Consider the following 17,597-nt stretch of genomic DNA (forward strand, 5'->3'; position numbering starts at 1 on the left):
ATTCAAAGTTACCCTCCAACAGGTACCTCTGCTTTCTTATTGGCTTTTTTAAGTTATTTATAGGGTTTCCTACTTTGATCAATGATATACAGGAAACCCGAGGGACTTTTATTTTCACAGAAAAAGAAGCGAGCACATTAAAGCAAGCTTCCTAAAATAAATGTTGCATCATCCCCTGTATTTTTAAAATCCCGCTTTAGCTCATCACCGATCAATTGAGTAGATTTGAAGCTACTTAACAGCGCTTTTACACCATGAATATCAAAGCCGTCTGAATAGAGAAGGAATTTTGATTCTGGTTCATAAGAGTACTGTTGCGTATGAAATACTTGTGGCTTTCCAGATAAAAATCCGGTAACTGGAAGAGGGTAGGTTAACTTTCCATCAGGAGAATAAAGAAAAAACCGGATATTTCCTACTGCACTATACTCAAATTTTCTTCTGGAAAAAAACACTTTTAATACAGAAACAGCCGCACCTCGTTTATGAAAGAGAGCCCTATTGCATAAATCCATAATTGTATCCACGTCTTTATGATGATATTGTTCAACTGTTTCTACAACTGCTACAGAAGACTCATTTGCGTATTTCCCACTACCTAAGCCATCCGCAAGTACACAAATAAAATATTCATCTGTTGCTATATAATAATAACTGTCACCACATTCAGTGTTTCCGTCCTTGGTTGTTTGGTAGGCCAACAATTCAATTTTATTTTTCCAAATTTCAATCATGTAATACACTCCGAGTTGTTATTCTCAGCATTGATTGCCTCTTGGAGTTTCTTAATGGCGCGTCGCTGCATACGAGACACATGCATTTGCGAAACCCCAATTTTATCACCAGCTTCTTTTTGGCTCATATTTTCAAGATAGGTATACTGAATAACTTGTTTTTCCCGTTCAGATAACACGTGTAAAGCTTTTTCGAGTACTAGTCGTTGATTAATTTTTTCATACCCACTATCAATGTTGCCGACGATATCTAATAAAGTGACTGTCCCACCATCCGAGTCTGCCTCAATGGAATGATCCACCGAAAGCGCTTGATAACTCTTGCCCATCTCCATCGCTTCTAAAACTTCCTCTTCGGAAATATTTAAGACATTTGCTATTTCTTCTACCTTTGGAGACCGCTGTAATTCTGTTGTCAACTCTTCAACAACTTTCTTTATTTTCGGACCAATTTCCTTGATTCTGCGCGGAACATGAACACTCCAAGTCTTATCTCTCAAAAAACGTTTAATTTCGCCAATAATAGTTGGTACTGCGAACGCTTCAAAGCTTTTTCCATAGGACTCATCAAATCTTCGAATCGCTCCTAATAAACCAATCATCCCCACTTGATAAATATCCTCATGAAAGGAACGACCCTTTGAATACTTTTTGGCAATAGTCTCTACTAACCTTTGGTAATGAAGAACGATTTGCCTTTGCGCTTCCTCATTCTCATTGATTTGAAACTCTTTAATCAACTTATTAATATCCATTGATGAATCATGATTAGGTTGAGATTTTTTTTGCATCGATCTCCACCTGCTCTCCTTCTCGGTACTTAGTCATGAAGACCGTGACGCCTTCTTCACGAAGGATTTTCACTTCATCCATCAAGGTTTCAATCAGATACAACCCCAATCCTCCTTCACGAAGGAACTCAACCGGTTCATCTTGATGATAAGGACCTAATTCTTGGCGAGCAGACTCAAAATTAAAGCTTCCACCATGATCAGCAACAATCACTTCTAATCTGTCCTTATATAACCCAAAACCTATCGTAACTTCACCATATACATCATCTTTATAAGCATGTTGAACCGCGTTTGTACAAGCTTCACTCGTGGCGATTTTTAAATCCTCAATCTCATCGTAACCGAAACCCATCCGACTAGCGATCCCTGACAATGTAAGCCGAATAATCCCAATGAATTCAGGTTTTGCCGGAATTTTCAATTCAACATAGTCATACGGCTTAATCATTTTCTTTCACCCTCTATTTGACTATTTATATCGATAATTTCCGCCAATCCCGTTATGTCAAAAAGCCTTTTCAACCTTCCGGATAAACCAATCATTTTAAACTCGCCATCATTCGCTTTTACACTTTTAAACACACCGACAAAAACACCTAGTCCAGTGCTATCCATATAAGTGACATTTGACATGTCAACAACCATATTTATACCGTTCTTCACAGATAACGGAATAATTGTTTCGCGCAATTTCGGCGCGGTATATGCATCGATTTCACCATTCAGAGTAATTTTCAGTAAAATATCGGTCTCATTCACATTAATTGATAAATTCATATTAGACCCACCTTTTTACGATCGTTGCTTAACTACATTTACCCGACAACAAAAACCATTAAACATTCCTTTTTAAAATAATTAATGTAAAATCATCCCTTAATTGAAAATCCTGAAATTTTTCTAAGTCCTTAAAAACATTATTAACGATGTCTTGAGCACTTAAGTGGATATAGTTATTAATGAAGCCTATTAGTGTTTCCCTTTCAATAAAACCATCATCAGTCCTGCATTCAGTAACACCGTCGGATAATAAAATAATCATATCGCCTGGTTTTACTTCCTTCTGATACTCGGTATATTTTGTCTTTTTCTCAACCCCTAGCAATAAACCTTTCGCCGTCAATTCTGTAAATTGTTTCGTTGCGGAACTATAAAAAAATCCAGGTTCATGGCCTGCCGAAGCATAAGATAACCGGTTCATTTCTGGATTGAACATTCCGTAAAACATCGTTACAAACATACTAGGGTCAACATTTTGTTCAACTGTTCGATTCAAATTTTCTAGGATTCCCCCTGGGCTCATGCGATTCTCAGGCAAACTATCCATTGCATATTTGATCATGGACATACATAATGCAGCAGGGATTCCTTTTCCAATTACATCAGCAATCGCAACACTTATACAGTTATTTTCATCTTGGACAAAATGATAATAATCGCCATTCATATGGCGAGCAGGTACACTAATTGCACCAATATCAAGACCATTTACTTTAGGGATTTTTGTACCGAGTAATGTTTGTTGAACATTCGCAGCAATTTCAATTTCTGATTTAAGTTCTTGCTGCTTATGTCGTAAACTTTGATGTTCTCGATAAGCTAACCCATAGCCAACCATTACTTCTAGAAGAATATCAAAGGAATTAAGAACTTTTTCAGGGAGATCAGGCTGTAATTCCATTAGTAGTTGTTTATGTAAACTGATAATTTCTTCGGGAGAGATCTTATGTTCGATGGTTTTTCGGCTAAATTTTTGACTGGCATAGAGCGCCTGCTCAGACTGATCGTTTAAATAGTTCTCTAGAAGCTCCCGATATTTCACTTCCATCCTTTCTCTGAAGTCCACTTGCATCTCTCCTCCTACCGAAGCCATTTTGTTGAGCTGATTTGAGTTCCGTTTCCAGGAGAGGATTCAATTTGAAACTGATCCATTAACCTTTTGACTCCAGGAAGACCTGCTCCCAATCCACCCGATGTTGAAAAGCCATCTTCCATAACCTGTCGTATATCACTAATTCCAGGACCAGAATCAATTGCACTTATTCGCACTCCCACCTTGCCACTATCATATAATTTATCGATACAAATTTGCCCTTTTCCTGCATATAAAAAAATATTCCTAGCCAACTCACTAATCGCTGTAGTTATTCTTGCTTGGTCAACTGTACCGAAGCCAAGCTCTTTCGCAACATTGCGCCCTAGCTGTCTTGCAGCGACAATGTCCCATTCAGTAATAATGGTTACACAGGATTGGTTGCTCATCCGCCTAATCCCCCAATTCCTGTTGTAATTTCTCCAAACCTTTTTCTAAGTCTATAGCTGTCAGGACATTATTTAACCCTATTCCAAGCTCGATAAGAGTAATAGCTACAGCTGGCTGGATACCGGTAATAACAACCTTTGCCCCCATGAGGTTTGACATATCAATTACATCACCTAATACTTTCGCAATAAAGGAGTCAATAAAATCGATCGAAGTTAAATCAATGACCACTCCTCTAGCATTTGTTTCATGTATTTTATGAAGAAGATCTTCTTGAAATTCCAATGCGGTTTTATCATCCAATTCCCATTGAATGGACACTAAAAGACAATCGTAAAGTTTTAGTATTGGTATTCTCACAACGTTTCCCCCATAGTGACAATTTTCCGATTTGTCAATTCTAGCGCAGATTCAATTCCTTTTTGCAAAGTATTTTTCGTAGTAAGTTGACTTAAATCAATCCCTAGACTGACAATCGTCTGCGCAATTTCAGGACGTATCCCACAAATCATACATTTTGCTCCGATAAGCCGTACCGCTTCGGCCGCCTGAATAATATGATGAGCAACCATTGTATCTACTACTGGGACGCCTGTAATATCAATGAGTACTACCTCGGAACGATTTTTGACCGCTCCTTTCAGTAAATTTTCCATAATTTGCTTCGCGCGTTCCGTGTCGACCGTTCCAACCAATGGCATTACCGTAATCCCTTCAAATACTGGAATAAGAGGCGCCGAAAGTTCTTGAAGTGCTATTTTCTGTAAAGATACGGTTTTTTCCCATGTCGTTGAATATACGTTAATAATTTGTTCATTTAAAGGGGTCATCCATTCATCGTAGGCAAGGTACAAGGTTGATTGATTTTCAATTGTCACCACACCTGAATTCTCCATTTTTTTGAAGATAATTTTCCCAAAGGTATGCAACCCTTTTGTCACGAATGTTAATGGCCAGTTAAGCCTTACAACTTTCTCAGAAAAATCAGTTAAGCGGTCTTCATAATCACTTTTATATCCTTTTATGTTCATGATAATTAAATCGATGAACTCTTGACTTGTACTGTTAAACACTTGATCTGAGACAACTCGCAGAACCCTTTCATCCGCTTCTTCTCTCATCGCTTCCATCCAGTCACCAAGAATTGCTAATTTATGCGCCTCGACATAGTTTACAATTGTTTTATTCATTCCCCATATGCCCCCTACTTCAGCTTACAAGTTACTCTTTTACCCGTTTTCTATATCAATTAAACCTTTTATTTATATAATTGCCTTTAGAAACTAGTATACCATTTCGAACTATTTTGATATATCAAAACATTATGTGTTTATTTTTTTAAAAATAAAAAAACGCTCCTACCGAAAGAGCGTTTTTAGCTTAAAATTCGATAAGGCCTAAACTAATTTGAAGGGCCTCATTCACTTTTTCCATCATTTCATCATCGAGATGAGTAATCTTATCGGTCAGGCGTTGTTTATCAATTGTACGAATTTGTTCGAGCAATAGAACGGAATCACGTTCAAATCCATAACGCTTCGCATCAATTTCAACATGCGTTGGCAGCTTTGCTTTTTGAATTTGCGCAGTAATCGCTGCTATTATTACTGTGGGACTAAACCGATTCCCAATGTCGTTTTGAATGACAAGTACAGGTCGAACGCCGCCTTGTTCTGAACCAACAACTGGGGATAGGTCCGCAAAATAAACGTCACCACGTTTGACAATCAAAGGGTTACCCTCCGCTTACTAAACGTTCGACAGTGTGTTCCGCTTCGTATTCTGCCTGAAAGCTTTCAGATGCAATCGTCAGGTTAATTTTGGCCATTTCCATATACCCACGTCTCATGGCTTCGCGAATTTGTCGCTTCTTCCTGTCACGCAAGTACATTTTTGTTGCCTGATAAATGAATTCACTACGATTCACATTTTCCTGTTGAGCAAACCCGTCTAACTCCACCAATAAATTTTGCGGTAGCCTCACCAGAATTTCAGTTGTTGTGCTGGATTCAGACACAAACATACACCTCCACCATCATCACTACAAACGTTATATATAATTTCTCTACCATTACTAATATTAACATTAATTCCCCTATATGCAAAGGTGAATCAACCATTCTATTGTATTATCGACCAAAAAAATATAGTTTTATGCGCATTTTCCATTTATTCGTTATATTTAGATAAAGTGAAACTTCCTTTAGTGGGGGTTTTTCTTCATCCCCCACCTGATGGTTAGTCGTTAACCTGAGGTAATATTGCATTCATAGTTGCAATGTTTTGGCCAGCTTTTATATATACTCTCGGGACTCGTGATGAAATTTGACAAGGTATTTCATAATTAATGGTCTCAAGTTTGTCTGCAATTTCATCGACTGTAATCAAGTTATTTTGCTGGTTTCCGATTAACGTCACCTTCGTTCCAGGTTTCATTTCATTCGGCAATCTTACCATGGACTGATCCATACAAATTCTCCCAACGATTGGGCAACGGACACCATTCACCAACACTTCTTGACCCCGTAACTTTCGAATCCACCCATCTGCATATCCGATCGGAATGGTTCCAATCCACTCATCTTCCGGAGCTGTGTACGTTCCTCCGTAACTAATTTTCTCTCCCTTTTTTACCACTTTAACATAACTAAGGCGGGAGTGAAGCGAGAAAGCTTCTTTCAAAGGGAACGGTAAATGTGGTTTGATTTCTTGAGATGGAGAAAGGCCATACATTACAATTCCAAGTCGAACAGCATCAAACTGAGCCTCTTCATATCTTATGGCCGCGGCACTATTGCTTCCATGAACGCACGGTGGCCGTGATGAAAGGCTAGATATCATATTCTCAAAGTCATGTAGCTGTTTACGAAAGTAATGATCCCCTAGTTCATCCGCTGTTGCAAAATGAGTATAGATGCCTGCAAACTGGATTCGCGAGTCCGTATGAATGATTTCTTCAATTCGCATGAGCTCTTCTGTCGTTCGCACACCAATGCGCCCCATCCCTGTATCCACTTTCACATGGACAGAGAGGTTCATACCCTCTTCAAGTACAGCTTTCGCCCTTATAAGCCAGTCAAACTGGAAAACAGTTAAGATAATCTCTTCCCGCGCAGCTAAATTAACATCTTCCGGCCTGCTTGCTCCTAGGACGAGTAGCGGAGCGCTAATTCCTTTTCTTCTTAATGAAAGGGCTTCGTCTAAAAAAGCAACTGCGAGCATCGAGGCCCCCGCTTGCAGTGCAGCTTCCGCCACTCGCAAATCTCCATGGCCGTACGCATTTGCCTTTACAACCGCTATGATGGCAACATTTTTGGGAAGCCGCCCTTTAACCGCAGAGACATTGGCAGCAATATGATCAAGATTAACTTCCACCCATGTATCCCGAAAAAAAGGATTTTGTTCGTTCATTTAAACACACTTCCTTCGAACCTGTTCGAATCTTTTCTGTATCATTATTGATTCAGAAATAAGGAAATGTCAAATACGAATTTTAATATATATTCCTTTTGTCCATATTAAAGATTTTTATTTTTACTACCCGTATTAAGTCTGTTAAATATTGGCCATTTTTATTCCAAGTACACGTAATAAATTCGTTTTAGTTGCCGTTTTATTTCGGGTACTTGGATTAAGTTCGTTTTAGCTTCCGTTTTATTTCGAGTACTTGGATTAAGTTCTTTATGCCTAGCTAGATTTTATCCGGTTAATCCTATTAAGTTCCTTATACCTAGCTAGATTTTTTCCGAGTACTTGGATTAAGGACGTCCAGATTTGAAAAAACAGGCTCTGAAGCAGAGCCTGTTCCTATCCAACCTATTTTACAACATCACCTTGAACGGACCTTGCTACCATCTCCATTTCCTCTGGGGTCAAGTCATTAGAAGCAAGTAAATATTCGACACCTTGATGTGTCCATCTGATTGAGTTAGCGGACTGAGCGCCAATTGTAAATCCTAAATCAATCGGGTTGCCATTAACAGACACAGGATAAGCTCCATCTTCCATAACCCCTGCTTTTTCTTGAACAAGAGTATAGGATTTTTCCCCACTGTAAGTTAAAACGATCCTTTTCCCACTTTCAGTATTTACTTCTTTTTCATCCGTCAACTTAACACCAGGAATCTCGGCTAGCGGATACTTAACTGTGAATTGTCTATCACTACCATCAGCCATAACCGGTATTTCCAACTGAGAGGCAGTCATGTTTTTCTTCATATCGAAAGCATCTTCATCAAACTCTGTACCAAGTTCGACTTTTGAAAACTCAACAGTGACGAGCGCATTCCGGTCTGTATCCATTACTTTCACACTCGCTGGAGTCAAATCTTTTTTATTAAGTTTAATTTCTTGTATTGGTAGCATTTGATTATTTTGATAACGCGTTTTTGTTTCAAAAACATAATGTTCTTCCGCTTCGGTGTATTTTGCCTCTTTATCCTCAAGGATATCCTTCACCAATGATTCATATAAATAGGCTTGGCTGCTATTTTGTGGCCAATTGCTTTGAAAACGGAAACTTTTGTTCAATGCGGGGGTTAATACAAAGACTCCTTCTTCATTCCTTAGAATCATTTGACTTTGATCCTTTTCAGCATTTTTTAAATGCACACGATAAAAATTAGGATCCTTATGCCAGATTTCCACCTCATAAACTTGCGGTTCCGATCCCATTTGCAACGTCATCTCCGCTGTAGCTTTGTAGCTCTTCAATTCCGTAAGTGTCCTATCCAAATCTTTGACGACAGACTCATGAGATTTCGCTCCACATGCTGCCAAAACGAATACAACCATCACCCCGGCGAGAAGCAGCAAAAGCTTATTTTTCATTCCTTCAACCCCTTTTAGTCTAGTTTCATCGTGGAAGGGAAAGAAAAGACAATCTACAGCTATGTTCCCGCCGCTAAGGTCTCTCTCCCCTGTTGCACTATGAATATATGAGACAACCATAGGGTTTATGACCAAGCTTTTTGACAAGCGTTAAATATTTTCGATGATTACCTGGGCAGCCGCATATTCGCGACTATGAGTGATCGATAAATGGACACCATGTGATAAAGGCTTAATAATAAGCGGTTTTCCTTTTTCATTTTTTGCTATTTCGATATCTAAAAAGGACAAATCGCCGCCAATTCCCGTGCCATTAGCCTTTGCAAAAGCCTCCTTTGCCGCAAAACGGCCGGCTAAGAATTCAACCTTCCTTCGATCCGTTAATGTGTCATATATTTTCTTTTCATTCATTGTTAAAATTCGGTCAGGAAATTTCTTTTGTTTTTCTAACAACTTCGCAATCCGATTCATTTCAACGATATCTAATCCAATTCCAGCAATCAATTTACAAGTCTCCTTCTAAAAAACAAATTAAATCATACTAAATGAAGTAAATCTATGGAGTTTTCCACCCGTAAAAGGCTATTCTTAAGATAAGAGGTTTTCAGGAGGTTTTATATGTTTTTACGTACGGAAAGTTTTCGTGAGTTCTTACGCTTCTATCCAGTGGTATCACTAATTCTATTCATTCATTTATTGGTTTTTCTTGCAACCACATTGCCCATTTTGCCAAGCAAAGAAATTTTCGCCCTCCTAGCTGGGGTCAATCTCTACATTGTTGAGGGAGAAATTTGGCGGCTTTTCACACCGATATTTACACACTCAGGCTTTACCCATTTATTATTCAACAGCTTTTCACTCGTCCTTTTTGCACCTGCTTTAGAAAGAATGCTCGGACCTGGAAAGTTTATTGCAATCTATTTATTAACGGGCATTTCCGCAAATATCGCTACATTATTGCTTGAGCCATTAACATATATCCATGTTGGATCAAGTGGAGCGATCTTCGGCCTTTTCGGATTTTATATTAGTATGATTATGTTCCGAAAAGATTTGTTATCGAAGGTAAACTCACAAACAATCCTTACAATCGCGGTCATCAGTGTGATTATGACCTTTGTTCAACCAAATATTAATATTACTGCCCATATTTTCGGCTTAATTGCAGGCTTTTTAACAGGGAGAATTTTTTTCACAAGACGTCGTTAATATTACAGATAGAAAAGCGCCGGAATGGCGCTTTTTATCTTTGGCTATCTTCTTGACACTGATTGATATTTGAATAAGAGTACCATTTATAAACTTTATCAATCTCTTCACCTTCTAGATCGACAACTCTTCCGCCTGAGCCTCCATGACCTGATTTAACCGTCGCTTCAATTGTTGCCAGCTTTTTCCTTGCTTGAAAGTAACTTTTTTTCACACTAAGTGACTGGATTTTTTCCCTCTTCATAAAAACCGTGTTTTTCACAAACTGCCTGTATCTTAAAATTAACACATCTTGATTAACCCCTGATGCTGCATCTTTAAAAATAAGCCATGCCCAAAATGCAGAGAAAAAGACCAATAGCAATGAAAGATAACCCCATGGACGAATATGGTAAATCAGCATCAAGGCAATTGGGATAACGAAGATCCAGGCTTTAAACAAATACCGGCGATAAGCTCGGCTAGGGGCGCTTATTAAAGGCGCATTAAACGGATAGCCGATTAAATACGGCTCAAGAAGTGTGGCAATCTCCCGCTTTTTTATTAAAGGTAAAATAAGTACTTTGGAACTCTCCTCATTGAGTGCAGAACCTCCAGCACTATCCACATAGACAGAAGCAAGACCAAACGGTTGCCTCAATACATTTTCGCTATATCTTACCGCTTGTATTCGGTGAAGAGGAATCGTAAATTGCTTTTTCTCAAGCAACCCTCTCGTAATGATTAAATCATTATCCACCTTTTTAAGAGTGAAACTCGCATACTTCAACATCGTTCCAATCACGGAAATACTCCAAGCAATGAGGAACACCAAAAAGACAATGATACTAATAAACATGATCCCAAAAGAAATAAGATGTTCCACTTCATTAAATAGCCGGTCATACGGAATTAATTCATCAAATTGGATGATAAAAGCAAATATAGCCGAAAGAACAACCCCAACTCCTCCAGAGGTAGAAGCGAGCAATAGCAGCTGACCAATCGTAATTTTATAAATGATCTCTTCCCGTTCAATAACTTCTTCCTGTTCACTTGTGTGCGAGGATTTTTTTATCGAAACGAGTAGCTCATGGATTTGCTCCGCTTCTCCCTTCGCAACTGCTGTTAACACAGCCTCTGCCTCTTCTCCCCCTGCGCCCCCTGCAGTCTCTACTTTTACCTTAACAAGCCCAAGTGGGCGATGGAAAATCCCTGCTGAAACATCAAGACTCTGAATTCTTTCGAAGGGAATGTATCGTTTTTTACGCACAAAAATCCCATGTTCAATCCGTAATTCTCCCTCTTGTACTCGATAGGTGAAACGATACCACGAAAGAAATCCCGAAACGAGAACAAGCAGCAGCACAACTATAGAAGTAATTATATAAAATAATTTCCCGTCTCCCCATCTATCTCCAAAAACAAAAAACAATATAAAAGGAATAATTAATTCCTTCAGTTGACGAAGTGTATTCAAAAGGGCAGCGAGCGGATGTAATCTTTTCGGTTCAAACATCTTCATCTGCTACCCTCGCCAATTTCGAGATAGAGTGTCTTAATTCTTCCGCTTCTTCCATATCAAGTGCGGGAATTTCATGAATCGTCGCTGCCGTTGAAATCATCACCGTTGATAATCGATATTTTCTTAATATCGGACCTTGTTGTGTATCAACATGTTGGACTCTAATCATTGGAATAAGCGTACGCTTAATAATGAAAACGCCACGCTGAAGCTCAATTTCCTGTTCCCTCACTTCATAGCGCCACCGCCTCCAGCGCAGCTTCGGAAGGAATAAAATCATAAAAGAACTATATAACAGTCCAATCGTAATGATGATAACAATCATCCAAGTCGGCCAATTAAAAATAACCGCCAAGGCAATAAACACCGCTCCAAAAATCCAAAGGATGGCCGATTGGATCATTCCCGAAATTTTCCAAACGGTCAATGCCCGTTGTGATATTCTCGTTTTTGGCTCTGGAATCATGGTCGATCCCCCTATTTGTATATTTAGTGGAGTTCCGCCACTTCAATTTATAGTAAAAGTATACAACACGCACCCATGGAATTGGGGGATTTTTCTAAAAATATAGAGACGTAAAATTAACTTAGCTCAAAACTCGCGCCGTCGACCATTTTCACACCTTCAGTTCCTTTAAGATCTTCAACTAACTTAAATAAAGCAGCATCCTTCTTCTTTGCTTCAATCATACAGTGTATTTCGGTGACAGAACCTTTTATCTTATCTAAAAAACGCATAATCATTTCCGCATCAATATAATCTGCATGTGCACGAAAATCCTTCTCTGATTTGGGACTCGAAATATGCATTTTGAGTGGCAGAGGGGATGTTTTCCATGTTTGAACAACCCTTTCCCACTGATATTCCCAATCATCTTTTTCAAAATTTGCGAGATGATGATGATAATCAAACACAAGTGGAATACCGAGTTTTTCACAAAGATATAATGTATCATTTAATGTAAAGGTCGTATCATCATTTTCGAGCATAATCATTTTTTGAAGGTTATAAGAAATGAAGCCCCAATTATGGATAAATTGTTCAAGTGCTTTTTCCTTATCCTCGTGAGCTCCACCGATATGTAAAACACAGCGATGCGTAGAATCAATTTCCATCCCTTTTAAAAGAGCTTCATGCATTGCGAGTGTCTTTAATGATTGCAACAATGTTTCTTTTTTTGTTGTGTTCAGAATCACAAAGTGATCTGGATGGAAGTCAACCCGCATTGGGTGCTCCTGTAAAAAATCACTGATTTGTTTTAAGGGTTTAGCTAAAGCTTGCATATACCTCCAATCACTGAGATCAGGATGATTCGCAAGTGGAATCAGTCGAGAGCTTAGCCGAAAAAAGGAAATATCATTCACTTTATTATGTTTCAAAAGGCGCAAACAATTTTCCAAATTGGAAATCGCAATCCGCTCAAGCTTGCGAATGGCTGCATCCCGATCTGTGAGTGTTTGAAATTGTTTATATGTCATCGTCTGTGAAGGTGAACAGTTTTGCAATTCCACACTCATCGCCACATACCCAAGTTTCACAATCATCATAAACGTCTGATTCCCCTTTGTTACTTTTCTCGTAGTATGCCTTTTTTTTATAAAAATAAAAAAAAGAGAGCAAAGTTATGCTCTCTTAATGAATGACTATCTAGGCGTACGTGAAGGCTTTCCGCCTGTTCTTTTTCCTCCAGTGCGAGGTTTATAATTTTTATTTCGATTATATTCTTGACTTCTTCTACGTTCTTGTGGCTTTTTGTTGTTGTCTCTCCTTGAGTGCAACGGCTTTTCTTCGGTCAATTTTACTGGAGTCGTGTCTGGCTCTTTTGTTAACATTTTTAAAACAGAAGCGACAACCGTAACCGAATCATGATCACGCAGTAGTTCTTCTGCTGCTTGACGATAAAATTGCAGATTGTTGGATTCAATCGTTTGAACAATTTTATCAAGTACAGCCTTCTGTTGACCTTCAAGCGCCTCATCAAGAGTCGGTGCTTGCATGCGCTCCATCCGTTTCTTCGTTGTTCTTTCAACGACGGAAAGATAGGACTTTTCTCTTGCGGTTACAAAGGTCAACGCCATTCCATGTTTTCCGGCTCGGCCAGTTCGGCCAATTCTGTGAACATAACTTTCTGGATCTTGTGGGATATCAAAATTATATACGTGAGTAACTCCAGAAATATCAAGACCACGAGCAGCAACATCGGTAGCTACAAGGACGTCAATTGATCCTTCTTTAAATTTGCGTAATACGGACATACGCTTCGCTTGGGATAAGTCCCCATGAATTCCTTCCGCTGTATAACCGCGTAAATTTAACGCATCAGCAAGCTCATCCACACGCCTTTTTGTGCGACCGAAAACAATCGCAAGTTCTGGGGATTGAATATCAAGCAAACGCGTTAACACATCAAACTTACTTTTTTCCTGAACCTCAATGTAAAACTGTTCAATCGAAGGGACAGTCATTTCTCTAGCTTTGACGCGGATAACTTCAGGATTTTTCATAAAGCGCTCAGCAATCTTCCGAATCGGTGTTGGCATTGTTGCAGAGAACAATAATGTTTGTCTCTCTTCTGGTATTTGCGAAAGAATGCTCTCAATATCTTCAATAAAGCCCATATTAAGCATTTCATCCGCTTCGTCTAAAATAACCGTATGAACCTGGTCTAAGCGAATCGTCTTTCTATTAATATGGTCAAGAAGGCGCCCAGGTGTTCCAACAATGATATGCGGTCCTTTTTTCAATGCACGGATTTGTCGATTGATATCTTGCCCACCGTAGATGGCTAATACACTCACACGCTTGCCTGCACCAATTTTATAAAGCTCTTCAGATACTTGAACGGCTAACTCACGAGTTGGAGCAATAATCATTCCTTGGATTACACGATTTTCAATTTCAATTTTATCAATGAGTGGAATTCCGAAAGCTGCGGTCTTTCCTGTACCAGTTTGCGCTTGGCCAATTAAGTCTTTATTTTGCAGACTCATTGGAATCGTTTCAACTTGAATAGGTGTTGCTTCTTCAAAACCCATATTTTTTAATGACTTTAAGGTTGCGGGGCTAATCCCCAATTCTTCAAACAATGTCAAATTTGTTCATTCTCCTTTTAAACTTCAAAATTTATCCTTTTTAAGTGGCTGTTTAAGTTGATCTCGAAATCTTGCTTATCTGGTTAAAAACACCTTTATGGAGATTGGTGCCAGCGCGCTGTAAATGTAAAGACAGGGCTGGTCTTTATGATTAGCGCGGCTTTTGATAGTAGCAAAAAAGACAGGTCCATTCAAGATGGTATGTCATTAACAGGATTTTCTTACGTAGACACTTGGTTTTTATCTTACCACCTGATGAAGTTGATTGCAATTTATCTTTACCACTATCATATTTTTTTCAATCCGGATCGTTTTCACCGGCATAGGGCAATAAACAGCCGTTAAACGGGATATCACTACCATTATTTTCTTATAAAATGCTATAATTCGCAAATAATGAGCACTCTATTCTGATATGAATTGTTCCCCATTTTTATTCTTTTAACACAAATGAAAAAGAAAACATTTGAGAATGGAAAAAGATGCAGGGGAACAGAAACAACCCCTAGTGATGATCAGAGGTTGTTCAATCTTTGCTATTTCTGTAATTCAGCTACTACTTCTTCAAGTTTCATCCCACGAGAAGCTTTCACAAGAACCAATGTTTCGCTCGTCACTTTATCCTGTAAATGCTTTATAAGTGACGTTTTTTCCTCATAACTAAAAACGCGGTCTGCCCCTAATGCTTGCTTCGCGCCATTGCCAATGAACGTTCCTAACCGCCCAAACGTAAAGACATAATCAATCTTCTCTTGATCTAATGAGTGACCTATTTGATAATGGAATTCTTCCTCAAGTGGACCAAGTTCAAGCATATCACCCAATACGAGGATTTTCCTTTTATATCCATTCGATTGAGCCACTAACTCAATGGCCGCCTTCATCGACGTTGGACTAGCATTATACGCATCATTGATAATACGTTCCCCACTTTGCCCCTCAACGAGCTCCATGCGCATATTCGTTAATTTAAGGTTAGCAAAACCTTCGTTCATATTTGAATATGAAACACCAAAAAAGTCTGCTGCCATCATCGCTGCTAATGCATTTAGTATATTATGAGTACCTAGTATTGGTAAGTTGAACATTACTTCACTACGATTCGTTATAAACCGACTTCCCGCACCTTCTTGTTCAATATGAACAGGATATAAATCATTATTTGGAGTTCTCCCAAATGTTTTTAACACACCCGTCCCATTGTATGTTTGAAGCCGTTCCTGAAGCAATGGTTCATCCCCATGATATATAATAAAACCGTTCTCTTTTAAACCAAGGATAATTTCAAGCTTCGCTTCTGCGATTGCTTCCCTTGAACCAAGATCAAGTAGATGGGATTCACCAATATTTGTGATAATGACCGCGTCAGGTTTCGCCAGTTTCGTAAGAAATTCAATTTCTCCACGACTGCTCATACCCATTTCCAGTACAGCGATTTGCGCCTCTTCTTTTAAACTTAAAATGGTTAATGGCAAACCGATATGATTATTAAAATTCCCCTCTGTCTTCTGCACTTTGTATTTCAAACTAAGCAAATTAGCTGCGATATCTTTCGTTGTCGTCTTTCCGTTGCTCCCGGTAATACCAAGCACCTTAATATCAAGTTGGTTCCGATAATTGCTAGCTAAATCTTGAAGAGCAGTTAAAGAATCTTCAACCATTAATAACGGCAAATGCTTTGGAGGGTTGGGTACATCCTTCTGCCATAATGCTGCTACAGCCCCTCTATGAATCGCTTCCTCGACAAATTTGTGCCCATCCACTTTTTCTCCTTTGAATGGAATGAACAAGTTGCCTGATTCGATTTTTCGAGAATCAATCGTCACTCCAGTGACAATGATCTCTTCAAAATGGGGATGATGACTTTCTATCCCTATCATTGCAGCAATTTGTTTTAGGGTTTTATGGATCATTTCATCTTCCTCCTAAGGCAGAATAGTTAACAGGTTATTAAAACGTATACTTTATTTTTTGCTTTTCTTCATGACGCTCGATAGCAAGTTCAACGAGGCGCTCAATCAGTTGCGGATATTCAACTCCAGTGTGCTTCCACAATAAAGGAAACATGCTAAATGGCGTAAAACCTGGCATTGTATTTACCTCGTTAATTAAAAACTCTCCTTCACTCGTTAAGAAGAAATCAGCCCGCACGAGCCCGGAACAATCGAGTGCTTTATATGCTCGAATCGCTAATCTTTGGATTGTTTCATACTGGTCTGAAGTTAGATCTGCAGGAATGATAAGCGCCGTATTCCCATCTTCATATTTTGCTTTATAATCATAAAAGGCCTTTTTCGGTACAATCTCACCGACAACGGAGCATTCTGCCTCATCGTTCCCTAATACGCCAATTTCAATTTCCCTAGCAACCACACCTTGTTCAACGATAATCTTGCGGTCAAACTGAAAGGCCTCCTTAAAAGCTATAACTAGTTCCGCACGATTTGTACATTTAGAAATCCCTACACTGGAACCAAGATTTGCTGGTTTAACAAAGGCTGGGTATCCAATATACACTTCTATTTGTTTATATGTTTCTTCTTCAGCTTTTTCCCACTCGCTGCGAATAAAGGAAACATAGCTCACTTGGGGAAGATCTGCTTGTGAAAAGATATTCTTCATCATCACTTTATCCATTCCAGCGGCAGAAGCAAGTACACCATTCCCAACATACGGTAAATTTAATAACTCTAGCATTCCTTGAACAGTGCCATCTTCACCATTGGGCCCATGTAGAAGAGGGAAAATAACATCAAGATTTTCTTCGCCTGCGAAGATCGCTGGATTGAACGCTGGAGCCGGAAGAGCAGATGCTTGTGGAGTAAATTCCAATGCTTTAAGATTTTCAGCTGGACCAGTTAATTGCATCCCCTTGATCCACTGTCCTTCTTCCGTAATATAAATTGGGTGAATTTCAAATTTATCATAATTAATCGCTTTCGTTACAGCAAGCGCTGTTTGCATCGATACTTTATGTTCAGCCGATTTGCCGCCATAGAGCAGCCCGATTTTTTTCTTCATATCTGTACCTCCAATTTTCACAATGACTTTTTCTATTTTACCACTATCTGAAATGGGATAGGGAGACATTCTTATTACATTTAATCACTCACTTTTATTTGTATGAAATCCTAAGCTTGCATTACCACTAGTTCATTTCAGGGGGAAAT

At 38.9% G+C, this 17,597-nt stretch carries 20 protein-coding genes; 1 reads left to right on the forward strand and 19 read right to left on the reverse strand.

The window, feature by feature from the left end:
* Nucleotides 1-137: 137 nt before the first annotated feature.
* The 13 genes from GNT69_RS24515 to acpS all read right to left on the reverse strand — a co-directional run bounded on the left by GNT69_RS24515 (nucleotide 138) and on the right by acpS (nucleotide 9,125).
* Nucleotides 138-734, reverse strand: a complete 597-nt coding sequence (locus GNT69_RS24515) for a PP2C family serine/threonine-protein phosphatase (protein ID WP_203557616.1) — start codon at nucleotides 732-734, stop codon at nucleotides 138-140.
* Nucleotides 731-1,525, reverse strand: a complete 795-nt coding sequence (sigB, locus tag GNT69_RS24520) for an RNA polymerase sigma factor SigB (protein WP_203557617.1) — start codon at nucleotides 1,523-1,525, stop codon at nucleotides 731-733. Before sigB ends, GNT69_RS24515 begins: the two co-directional genes overlap by 4 nt.
* The gene (gene rsbW / locus GNT69_RS24525) at nucleotides 1,503-1,976 is read right to left on the reverse strand and encodes an anti-sigma B factor RsbW (protein ID WP_203557618.1); all 474 of its coding nucleotides are present in this window, start codon (nucleotides 1,974-1,976) and stop codon (nucleotides 1,503-1,505) included. The genes sigB and rsbW overlap by 23 nt, the downstream gene beginning before the upstream one ends.
* Entirely contained in the window at nucleotides 1,973-2,305 is a 333-nt protein-coding gene (locus GNT69_RS24530; protein ID WP_203557619.1) for an anti-sigma factor antagonist, read from the reverse strand. Before GNT69_RS24530 ends, rsbW begins: the two co-directional genes overlap by 4 nt.
* Before the next feature lie 58 nt (nucleotides 2,306-2,363).
* A complete protein-coding gene (locus tag GNT69_RS24535) occupies nucleotides 2,364-3,374 on the reverse strand; it encodes a SpoIIE family protein phosphatase (RefSeq protein WP_203557620.1) in 1,011 nt (336 codons plus the stop codon).
* Nucleotides 3,375-3,388: 14 nt separating this feature from the next.
* A complete protein-coding gene (locus tag GNT69_RS24540) occupies nucleotides 3,389-3,790 on the reverse strand; it encodes an anti-sigma regulatory factor (protein ID WP_203557621.1) in 402 nt (133 codons plus the stop codon).
* Nucleotides 3,791-3,794: 4 nt separating this feature from the next.
* Complete coding sequence (locus tag GNT69_RS24545; protein ID WP_203557622.1) at nucleotides 3,795-4,151, reverse strand: STAS domain-containing protein; 357 nt, start codon at nucleotides 4,149-4,151, stop codon at nucleotides 3,795-3,797.
* The gene (locus GNT69_RS24550) at nucleotides 4,148-4,981 is read right to left on the reverse strand and encodes an RsbT co-antagonist protein RsbRA (RefSeq protein WP_203557623.1); all 834 of its coding nucleotides are present in this window, start codon (nucleotides 4,979-4,981) and stop codon (nucleotides 4,148-4,150) included. Before GNT69_RS24550 ends, GNT69_RS24545 begins: the two co-directional genes overlap by 4 nt.
* A gap of 190 nt (nucleotides 4,982-5,171) precedes the next feature.
* Entirely contained in the window at nucleotides 5,172-5,522 is a 351-nt protein-coding gene (locus GNT69_RS24555) for a type II toxin-antitoxin system PemK/MazF family toxin (RefSeq protein WP_203557624.1), read from the reverse strand.
* 4 nt (nucleotides 5,523-5,526) lie between these two features.
* Nucleotides 5,527-5,808: a YlcI/YnfO family protein gene (locus GNT69_RS24560; protein WP_203557625.1), complete on the reverse strand. Its 282-nt coding sequence runs from the start codon at nucleotides 5,806-5,808 to the stop codon at nucleotides 5,527-5,529.
* Between the two features lie 221 nt (nucleotides 5,809-6,029).
* Complete coding sequence (gene alr / locus GNT69_RS24565) at nucleotides 6,030-7,202, reverse strand: alanine racemase (protein WP_203557626.1); 1,173 nt, start codon at nucleotides 7,200-7,202, stop codon at nucleotides 6,030-6,032.
* Nucleotides 7,203-7,607: 405 nt separating this feature from the next.
* Nucleotides 7,608-8,621: a LolA family protein gene (locus GNT69_RS24570; RefSeq protein WP_203557627.1), complete on the reverse strand. Its 1,014-nt coding sequence runs from the start codon at nucleotides 8,619-8,621 to the stop codon at nucleotides 7,608-7,610.
* A gap of 150 nt (nucleotides 8,622-8,771) precedes the next feature.
* Nucleotides 8,772-9,125, reverse strand: a complete 354-nt coding sequence (gene acpS / locus GNT69_RS24575) for a holo-ACP synthase (protein WP_203557628.1) — start codon at nucleotides 9,123-9,125, stop codon at nucleotides 8,772-8,774.
* 114 nt (nucleotides 9,126-9,239) lie between these two features.
* Between acpS and GNT69_RS24580 the strand changes: the two genes are divergently transcribed.
* Nucleotides 9,240-9,830 carry a rhomboid family intramembrane serine protease gene (locus GNT69_RS24580; protein ID WP_203557629.1) on the forward strand — a complete coding sequence of 197 codons (591 nt, stop codon included), beginning with the start codon at nucleotides 9,240-9,242 and terminating at the stop codon, nucleotides 9,828-9,830.
* A gap of 34 nt (nucleotides 9,831-9,864) precedes the next feature.
* Here the strand turns inward: GNT69_RS24580 and GNT69_RS24585 are convergent, their stop codons facing one another.
* From GNT69_RS24585 to GNT69_RS24610, 6 genes are all read right to left on the reverse strand, one after another.
* On the reverse strand, nucleotides 9,865-11,334 hold the full coding sequence (locus tag GNT69_RS24585; protein ID WP_343206559.1) for a PH domain-containing protein: 1,470 nt from the start codon (nucleotides 11,332-11,334) through the stop codon (nucleotides 9,865-9,867).
* Nucleotides 11,321-11,800, reverse strand: coding sequence for a PH domain-containing protein (locus GNT69_RS24590; RefSeq protein WP_203557630.1), 480 nt, complete (start codon nucleotides 11,798-11,800; stop codon nucleotides 11,321-11,323). The genes GNT69_RS24585 and GNT69_RS24590 overlap by 14 nt, the downstream gene beginning before the upstream one ends.
* Before the next feature lie 116 nt (nucleotides 11,801-11,916).
* The gene (uvsE, locus tag GNT69_RS24595) at nucleotides 11,917-12,882 is read right to left on the reverse strand and encodes a UV DNA damage repair endonuclease UvsE (protein ID WP_203557631.1); all 966 of its coding nucleotides are present in this window, start codon (nucleotides 12,880-12,882) and stop codon (nucleotides 11,917-11,919) included.
* Nucleotides 12,883-12,978: 96 nt separating this feature from the next.
* Nucleotides 12,979-14,370, reverse strand: coding sequence for a degradosome RNA helicase CshA (cshA, locus tag GNT69_RS24600; protein ID WP_203557648.1), 1,392 nt, complete (start codon nucleotides 14,368-14,370; stop codon nucleotides 12,979-12,981).
* 593 nt (nucleotides 14,371-14,963) lie between these two features.
* Entirely contained in the window at nucleotides 14,964-16,340 is a 1,377-nt protein-coding gene (locus tag GNT69_RS24605; RefSeq protein WP_203557632.1) for a UDP-N-acetylmuramoyl-tripeptide--D-alanyl-D-alanine ligase, read from the reverse strand.
* Between the two features lie 37 nt (nucleotides 16,341-16,377).
* On the reverse strand, nucleotides 16,378-17,448 hold the full coding sequence (locus tag GNT69_RS24610; protein ID WP_203557633.1) for a D-alanine--D-alanine ligase: 1,071 nt from the start codon (nucleotides 17,446-17,448) through the stop codon (nucleotides 16,378-16,380).
* Nucleotides 17,449-17,597 lie beyond the last annotated feature (149 nt).

The sequence above is a fragment of the Bacillus sp. B15-48 genome (assembly GCF_016879755.1).
Taxonomy (GTDB): Bacteria; Bacillota; Bacilli; order Bacillales; family Cytobacillaceae; genus Mesobacillus_B.

What these genes read in the sequence shown, in the direction of transcription:
- GNT69_RS24515 (WP_203557616.1), bottom strand. Translation starts at nt 734, where the DNA reads ATGATTGAAATTTGGAAAAATAAAATTGAATTGTTGGCCTACCAAACA.
- sigB (WP_203557617.1), bottom strand. Translation starts at nt 1,525, where the DNA reads ATGCAAAAAAAATCTCAACCTAATCATGATTCATCAATGGATATTAAT.
- rsbW (WP_203557618.1), bottom strand. Translation starts at nt 1,976, where the DNA reads ATGATTAAGCCGTATGACTATGTTGAATTGAAAATTCCGGCAAAACCT.
- GNT69_RS24530 (WP_203557619.1), bottom strand. Translation starts at nt 2,305, where the DNA reads ATGAATTTATCAATTAATGTGAATGAGACCGATATTTTACTGAAAATT.
- GNT69_RS24540 (WP_203557621.1), bottom strand. Translation starts at nt 3,790, where the DNA reads ATGAGCAACCAATCCTGTGTAACCATTATTACTGAATGGGACATTGTC.
- GNT69_RS24550 (WP_203557623.1), bottom strand. Translation starts at nt 4,981, where the DNA reads ATGAATAAAACAATTGTAAACTATGTCGAGGCGCATAAATTAGCAATT.
- alr (WP_203557626.1), bottom strand. Translation starts at nt 7,202, where the DNA reads ATGAACGAACAAAATCCTTTTTTTCGGGATACATGGGTGGAAGTTAAT.
- GNT69_RS24570 (WP_203557627.1), bottom strand. Translation starts at nt 8,621, where the DNA reads ATGAAAAATAAGCTTTTGCTGCTTCTCGCCGGGGTGATGGTTGTATTC.
- GNT69_RS24580 (WP_203557629.1), top strand. Translation starts at nt 9,240, where the DNA reads ATGTTTTTACGTACGGAAAGTTTTCGTGAGTTCTTACGCTTCTATCCA.
- GNT69_RS24585 (WP_343206559.1), bottom strand. Translation starts at nt 11,334, where the DNA reads ATGAAGATGTTTGAACCGAAAAGATTACATCCGCTCGCTGCCCTTTTG.
- GNT69_RS24590 (WP_203557630.1), bottom strand. Translation starts at nt 11,800, where the DNA reads ATGATTCCAGAGCCAAAAACGAGAATATCACAACGGGCATTGACCGTT.
- uvsE (WP_203557631.1), bottom strand. Translation starts at nt 12,882, where the DNA reads ATGATGATTGTGAAACTTGGGTATGTGGCGATGAGTGTGGAATTGCAA.
- cshA (WP_203557648.1), bottom strand. Translation starts at nt 14,370, where the DNA reads ATGGGTTTTGAAGAAGCAACACCTATTCAAGTTGAAACGATTCCAATG.
- GNT69_RS24605 (WP_203557632.1), bottom strand. Translation starts at nt 16,340, where the DNA reads ATGATCCATAAAACCCTAAAACAAATTGCTGCAATGATAGGGATAGAA.
- GNT69_RS24610 (WP_203557633.1), bottom strand. Translation starts at nt 17,448, where the DNA reads ATGAAGAAAAAAATCGGGCTGCTCTATGGCGGCAAATCGGCTGAACAT.